The 7,466-nt window shown below is 57.9% G+C and carries 5 protein-coding genes; 1 reads left to right on the plus strand and 4 read right to left on the minus strand.

Annotated elements, in window-relative coordinates:
* Positions 1-219: 219 nt before the first annotated feature.
* Positions 220-2,529, plus strand: a complete 2,310-nt coding sequence (locus IT585_07100) for a hypothetical protein (protein MCC6963002.1) — start codon at positions 220-222, stop codon at positions 2,527-2,529.
* 141 nt (positions 2,530-2,670) lie between these two features.
* On the opposite strand, the gene IT585_07105 is transcribed toward IT585_07100, so the two are convergent.
* From IT585_07105 to IT585_07120, 4 genes are all read right to left on the minus strand, one after another.
* Positions 2,671-2,847, minus strand: coding sequence for a hypothetical protein (locus IT585_07105; GenBank protein MCC6963003.1), 177 nt, complete (start codon positions 2,845-2,847; stop codon positions 2,671-2,673).
* Between the two features lie 148 nt (positions 2,848-2,995).
* Complete coding sequence (locus IT585_07110; protein MCC6963004.1) at positions 2,996-3,310, minus strand: hypothetical protein; 315 nt, start codon at positions 3,308-3,310, stop codon at positions 2,996-2,998.
* Positions 3,311-3,395: 85 nt separating this feature from the next.
* Positions 3,396-4,067, minus strand: coding sequence for a hypothetical protein (locus tag IT585_07115; GenBank protein MCC6963005.1), 672 nt, complete (start codon positions 4,065-4,067; stop codon positions 3,396-3,398).
* Positions 4,068-4,127: 60 nt separating this feature from the next.
* Positions 4,128-7,187, minus strand: coding sequence for a hypothetical protein (locus tag IT585_07120; protein MCC6963006.1), 3,060 nt, complete (start codon positions 7,185-7,187; stop codon positions 4,128-4,130).
* Between the last annotated feature and the right edge of the window lie 279 nt (positions 7,188-7,466).

Consider the following 7,466-nt stretch of genomic DNA (forward strand, 5'->3'; position numbering starts at 1 on the left):
AATGGCTTAAGGGTCGTTTTCAACTGAATCTATCGCCCGGACTGTCATATTGGCCGATCGCTACGGGGATCTGGCCGTGCTGCTTAAGCGCAGGAAATGTGCCAGATTTTCGCTCAGTTGGCGACAAACATGTGGAGCTTCATGCGGTAGTTGACTCCGCCACTGAAAAGCCTATTTTGGGGCGTGGTTCGACCGCAAGTTTATATCACGCTTTTCCTTGTGACCACCGCAACTTTGCTCTTTGAGCTCTCGCTCACACGGTTGTTCTCTGTCGTCATGTATTACCACTTTGCTTTTCTGGCAATCTCGTTGGCAATGTTCGGGTTAGGAGCGTCCGGCTTGTGGCTCTATTTTCGGCGTCGCCGCCACTCCCTGGAAAACCTGAGCCGCGACCTGACGCTGCTCACGGCTGGATTTGCGTTCACCGCAGTGATCGCAATCGTGACGGCGTTATCGCTGCCGATCTCGATCAATTACAGTTCCGGCAATGTGATTCGATTGGTGGTCGTCTATCTCGCCTGTGTTTTGCCGTTCTTCTTCTCCGGTCTTACCGTCTCGCTAATCTTGTTCCTCGGTGCGAAAGCGATATCGCGGCTGTACTTCATGGATTTGATCGGCGCTGCTACCGGCGCGCTTCTGACGGTGCCGGTGCTCAATTGGGTCGGCGCGATAAACGGGTTGTTGATAGCCGCGGCGTTGGCTGCACTCGCCGCTTTTCTTGGCGGCGAGCAGACCCGCGGGCAGTTGCGTTGGCTTGGCAGAGCGATCGCTGCGGCGGCAATTGGGCTGGTTATCATCAATTTGACGTCACCCGTGCTCAAGGTGCGCTATTTCAAGGGTCAGGAAAAGCAGCTGGTCGAATTCCAAAAGTGGAACGCGCTGTCATGCATCACCGTGCAAGGTGTCGAAGGAGAGCAGACCGCGAAGGCGATGGACATCGACGCCGATGCGCGGACGTACATCTTGCGCGACCCGTTCCGCCTGTTTGGTCTGGAGCTGATCAAGACGGAGATCGCGCGGCGCTGGATTTCGCATCTACCGAACGTCCTTCGACCCGACGGTGACGTCTTGATCATCGGCCCCGGCGGCGGCATCGATGTCATCTTCAGCCTGGCTTGGGGTGCTCGATCGGTTGATGCCGTCGAGATCAATCCGATTATTACTGACGATGTGATGCGCGGTGAATATGCGGAATTTTCCGGCCGGCTGTACAGCCACCCAGCCGTGCGGGTTCACACGGCGGAAGGGCGCGCCTTCATAGCTCGAAGCAATCAGCAGTATGATCTGATTCAACTGACGCTGGTGGATACCTGGGCGGCTACGGCGGCGGGAGCGTTCAGCCTGTCAGAGAGCTACCTCTACACGGTCGAGGCGTTCCGCGAATATCTGCGTCACCTGAATCGCGACGGGATTGTGGCGATTACCCGCTGGCTCTCCGCCAAACCGAAAGAGGGACTGCGGCTGATGGCGGTGGCGCTGGAAGCTGCCGGCACTCCCGCAGTCCAACGGGGCGGGAATATTGTGATCATCGGCAGCAATTCTCGGGCAGGCGGGGAGTCGGAGATGATGACAATGTTGCTCAAGCGCGAGGCGTTTACGGCGGCGGAAATCGCGGCAATCGATAATCGCTTGAACGAAGTCGGCGGACGTTTTGTCTTTCGACCGGATGGCGCGGGTGATCCGGCATTCGTGCAATTGGCAAGTGCTGCCGACCGGGAGCGATTCTATGAAGGCTATGAATTCAATATTCGCCCAACCACCGACAATCAGCCCTTCTTCTTTGCCACCGCCAAGGGCACCGAGCTGGCGCAGATCATGGCGTTCGAGTACGAATCGAGAAAGAACAATCTCGGGTTGTTCAATCTGTACCTGGCCGGAGTGCTGTCGGTGATATTGGTGCTCGTATTCCTGGTGGCGCCAATTATCTTCAGCGTCGACGGTCGCAGCGTTCTGAAAGAGCCCGGGTCGCTGCGCGCGCTGGGATATTTCATCGCAATCGGGCTGGGATTCATCCTGATCGAGGTTGCGGTGATGCAGAAACTGATCCTCTATCTGGGTCATCCCATCTACTCACTGACGGTGGTGCTGAGCACAATTCTGATTTGCGCCGGCTTGGGCTCGATGGCGACAACGAATTACGTTCCGGAAACCGGGGGCAAGCGACGCCGCGTCATCTTCAGCGGAATCCTGGTCTACACTCTGGCGTTGCTCGTCGGACTCGGACCGGTGACCCAGGCCACCTTTGGCTGGCCGGACGCCGCGAGAATGACGCTGACTGTTTTGCTCCTGGCGCCGTTGGGGTTTCTGATGGGGCAGCCGTTTCCGTTGCAGTTGAAATGGGTCGAGAAGAACCACAGCAGTTTCATCCCGTGGGTGTGGAGCTTGAATGGCGCCGCGTCGGTTCTGGGCTCGGTGGCAGCGGTCGCGCTGGCGATGACGTACGGATTCAACACCGTCATCGTGATAGGAGCGGTGTGCTATTTGGCCGCGTTCGGTCTGGGAGCCACCGCAGCAATCAAACGGGGCTGAGTTTCCTCAACCCCGTACCATTCGGAAGGTTCGCCCAAGGGAGCGAGATCACATTACCCCGGGGACGTCGCCGTACGAGAAGACGGATCTTCGCGACTTGACGATCGAGCCAAGGCGACTTCCCTGTCGCGCACGCGGTCGTTACAGCTCGATGGTGCGAGCGCAGTGCGATGTGTCCAGCATCGCATATTCGCCCTTGAGGATCTTGTTGACAATCGTCACGAACTTGCGGGTTACGAGCGACTGCAACTCATACGGATGCCAGATGTCCTTCTCGAGGACCGGAGCGAACTGCTCGTTCTGCTTGCGACGTGGCATGTAACACCTCCAATCAAGAATGATTGAAGTCAGCACCCACAGACGGACGGTGCGTGGTTTATGCCCGATTCCAGGTGATTTCTTGGAAATACGTTGGCGGCTCAGTGTGAGGGCGAACCTTCCATCTTTTAGTCGTTTGACATACAGCTCAAAGTCTAAATTTCTCGTGTAACCGCTTGATGGCACGCTGTTTATAAATATGAACGACCTGCTGGGTTACACCCAGGAGAGCGGCAATTTCGCGTTCAGTTTTGCCCGAAAGAATCATCATCAGAGTTTGTCGTTGTCGCTCGGAGAGACTGTGACGGATATGCCAAAGCAGTTTGTTGCGGAATTTCACGTAGCTGGCGCGTTTATCGGCAGCAGCGGCAGTCTCGTAATAGGCGGACATCTCTTGCGAGAAGCGTTCAAGGACGTCACGATCAACAATGACTTCGGCAAAAATGTGTTCGCGTTGTGCCATGCTGGTTACGACTGAATCTTGATCGGGAGAAGGATAACAGCTGGCGCCGGCGCCGCAAATCAAAAACTGGTGACGAGTCGCACAATTAGTTATCGGCGAGATGGTACAGCAGGCCGAAGTAGACCGGGAAGTACAGCATATTCTTGCGCAGCGGACCAATCGATGCGCCGTCGGTATCCCACGCTGAGCTGAAAGAGTTGAGCCAGACGGCCTCGATGGCGAAGCTGCCGCTGATCTGCGGGGAGAAATCGGCGTGAATTCCAAAGCCGATGGTGCCGACCGGCTTGGCGCCGAGAGTGTAGTCATGAAATTGCAGCGAATCGTTGTCGAACCGAGGCATGGAGACGCGGCTGGCATCGAAGAGCCCCGCACCGAGTCTCATGAAGGGACGGTACTTCCCACTCTGCAGGAGGCTGTACTGCATGAAGACGCCGGCGCGGCGGATGCGCACATGCGAGTCGTCGGCGTCACCGAAGACCGAGACTGATCGTGGGCCGAAAGTGGAATACGAGAGTTCCAGTCCGGCGACAGTGGAGTTTGAGACGAAGTAGCCGAATTCGCCGGAGAGCGTGTAGCCCTGCTTGCGCCAACTGGCCGCGGCGGCGTTGTAGTTGGCGTCGGCCAGAGCGCCGACGGGAAAGCTGATGCCAAGGCGCGGCGAGATATAGGCCGTCCCGGAACGATCGAGGTCGGCGGGCGGCGTCGCCGCAGCAACAGCCGAAGCCAGGACAACGAAGAACAGAAAAGTCCGCATCATAGTTTGTTATCGACAACACGGACGTGGAGTTTAGGTGCTCAATTATGGGGAGAGCGGCGCTTACTTGCAGTTGGCGCACGGAGCCTGGCCACCGGCGAAGATGTAATTGATCAGATAGACAGCGTCCGAGATCGAGACGGCGTGGCTGCAGTCGGCATCGCCGGCCAGCACAGGGTTGGGCGGCGGACCGCCGGCAAAAATGTAATTGATCAGATAGACGGCGTCGGAGATCGAGATGGCCTGGCTGCCGTCGGCATCTCCGCACACATACTCGGGACAGCCCACTTGATCGGGCGAGACGTACTGGCAATTAAAAAACAGCGCCTTGTCGATGACCGCCTTGAGAGTCGTAGTCGTGCCGTTAAGTTGGCCGGCGAGGATGAAGACCAAGCTGAGAGTGTCACTCGGACCGACGAGGCTCTCATGAATACCGCCGACGACGATACTGTTAAGATCACCCGGCAGCGGTGTCGACTCGAATTTGGTGACGCCGTTCATCTTGTTCCAGACGCTGTCGACCTGATACACGCGCAGCGGGACGACATACTTGCTGTCTTCCCAAACGAAACCGCCGGGAGCCGGATTGCCGTCGACGCGCAGTACTGCCAATCCGGCAAGACGATTGGAATTGGGCGGAGTGGCGGTTCCCTGCTGGTAAACCATCTGGTGGCTGTCAAAGCCGCCGCCAAGATTATCGAAGCCATTGTCGGACGGAAGATCCCAGTCGGCGGCGAAACCGACGGTGAGGTCCTCGATCCGGCCGGCCGCGTTATGCGGCCCGAGATAGAAGTCGAAACGCGCCAGCAGGAACTCGGAATTGCCGGCGTCCTTGGCGGCATAATAGCGCACATTGAAACCAATCGTCGAGTCGCGGTTGACGCCCTTGCCGAAGGCGCGCCGGTAAGCCGGCGACCCGGTGGAATCGACAGTGAGCGCCGAGACGGCATAGAGGGAGCCATAGGGGTTGGCGGCAGTCGGCATGCCGCCGCCATGGCCATAGATCAGCCAACTCAGGGAATTGCGCGAGGTGCCGAGGATCAGAGAGGCGTCGCGCAGATAGCTCAGTCCGCCACCGCTAAAGAAAGTAAACTGATTGCCGGTGGAGTAGCAGCCGATGCGGCCGGCCTGATTGACGGCAGTACGCACCACGGCTGTGCGCAACGCAAAGTTCTGGGGCTGGAAAAAGGTCGCAAAGTTGTAAAGGTCAAAGGGGATTTGTTCGGTGATCTCGCTGTCACCGTCGCTGTAAGTGAAAGCTACAGTTGCCTGGTAAAAGCCCTCGACGATCGGCCCCGTCAGACGGATTTCCAGCGTATCGAAATTGATGCAGCCGACAGAGACCGCGCCGTTGGGAGGATGATTCGGGAAAACCAGCCAATTGGCTCCCTGCTGGAAAGTGATGCCCCGCGTGTAATTCGCGACGGCGTTGCCGGTATTGGTCAGCACCAGAAATGTATCCAGCTGTTGTCCCGGGGCGGTGTGGAGCGGATAGCGAAATTCGGTCGGTTCAACGACGAGGTGGCTGTAAGATTCTGTCGCAAAGCAAGGATGGCTGAGGTTCATAACATCATTGAGCGTCCATGTTCCTTCGGAATAGGCGACTGCGCCCGGATCCTTGTCGAGAATGTACTGCAATCGCAACGAATCGGTGACATAGGGGGCGGCAGATGACCAGTGTTCGGAGAGGCAGGAGCCGGCAGCGCAATTGTTGGACGCTGTAATGGTGAGGTTCACGGGCGGTCCCCAGGAGGCGCCGCCATTTTGTGAGACCTGGGCAAAGAGCTCACCGTTGGCAAAACCGGCCTGAGAACAGTCATGGTGGGGCGGAACGCTCTCGTCGTCACCGAGGAAGTAAGTGTAGGTCGCATAGAGCCGGGGCATGCCGCTGACGATGCACTCGCTTAAAGCCATCTTGGAGACGTTTTTGTTCCAAATGCCGCGCTTGCAGGCGGGTTCATCGTTATCCGCGGCGAGCACCAAAGTTCGACACTGGCTGCAGTCACTCCAATGATAGAGGCGCGCGCCCTGGTTGCCCACTTGAGCCGTGGCGGAGTCGAAGAAGGAAGTTGTCCAGACGATCTGCAGGCAGCCATCGGAGGTATAGAGCGCGTTGAGATCGGTATAGGCCCGTTCGTCATCGGCACCGGTGTAGTTGGTGATGTTGACGGCAGCCGACCAGTTCGTGCCGAGGTTGGTCGAGTACTTGTAGACAACGTCGTTGTTGCGCTGCTGGATCGCATCCGCATGCGCCCAATCGGCGGGCGCTGGATAGACAATGGCAACGTCATCCGAATTGGGGTCCTGGACGACAACGGCACCCACGACAGTCACGGAGTCGATCCAAGTCGCGCAGGTTGCCGCCGGGGCGGTGATGCCGGCGTTGGTGCGATAGTACACCAACGAAGTCTTGACCTCGGCGGGACGATATTCGGTGCTGACGATGTGCGCAATCCCCTGCCCCGTGGAATTAACGTCCACCGCGATCTTGGGCCAGAGATATGGACCGTCGGTAGTGCCAAGCCCGGAGACGATATTCTGACAATTGACTCCGGGGCCGGAAAACGAGAAAGTGCGGAATGACGCAGCTACCGAACCGGTGTCGCGCGCGGCGCGAGTGAGATTATCGCTGAGGCGATGGTAGGTGACGACCGGGGCGCCGACGCCGGTCGGGTCGAATCCGATACTGGAGAAGCCGCCTCCGCCGGTGACCGGGTCGATCTCATTCTGGTTGCGCACGCCGGGACCGCCGATCTGCCAGGCATAGTAACGGGAATTACGGTTGGAGTTCGAGGCCCCAGGCAGGTAGTTCCAGACATTGTGTACCCAGCCATTGCCGACCACGATCTGGAATCCCATCGAGCCGTTTTGCTGCATGTCGTACCAGGTATTGCCGATGCTGAGCGAATTGGCGGCGCGGTAGCCGAGGAAATGCGGCGGCGCCGATTCCGCCACGACGGGAACAGCAGCTTCAAATCCGGTCAGCGGTTGGTCGGGAGATGTCGGGCGACTGAGGTCGACACCCGGAGCAGCGGCACACATCACGAGACTCAGGAGAAACGCAAGAGTCAACCTGAAGCGGCGGGTTTGATCGATAGGCGTGACGGTGCGTGTCGGCATCATAAACTCAGTTGCAGTTGACAAGAAATGACGGCAGAAGCTTCGCGTGGTCCAAGCCCGGCGAATCTTCAACAATTGTTACTTCGACAGACTATGCGATCAACCTTATCCGGGTGATGGAAGTAAAATTACAGCCATGAAGATAAGGCAGGAATGGCTTTTCGGCAAGCGCTGTTTTGGCGAAGGCAGCGACTTACGGGCAGCCGGCACAAGGCTGCGGGCCACCACTGAAGATGTAATTGATTAGATAGACGGCGTCGGAGATGGTAACCAGGCCGTTGC

It is taken from the genome of Candidatus Zixiibacteriota bacterium (assembly GCA_020853795.1).
Taxonomy (GTDB): domain Bacteria; phylum Zixibacteria; class MSB-5A5; order CAIYYT01; family CAIYYT01; genus JADJGC01.

Excerpts from the sequence above, each read along its gene's own strand:
- IT585_07105 (MCC6963003.1), bottom strand. The coding sequence starts at position 2,847 with ATGCCACGTCGCAAGCAGAACGAGCAGTTCGCTCCGGTCCTCGAGAAG.
- IT585_07110 (MCC6963004.1), bottom strand. The coding sequence starts at position 3,310 with ATGGCACAACGCGAACACATTTTTGCCGAAGTCATTGTTGATCGTGAC.
- IT585_07115 (MCC6963005.1), bottom strand. The coding sequence starts at position 4,067 with ATGATGCGGACTTTTCTGTTCTTCGTTGTCCTGGCTTCGGCTGTTGCT.
- IT585_07120 (MCC6963006.1), bottom strand. The coding sequence starts at position 7,187 with ATGATGCCGACACGCACCGTCACGCCTATCGATCAAACCCGCCGCTTC.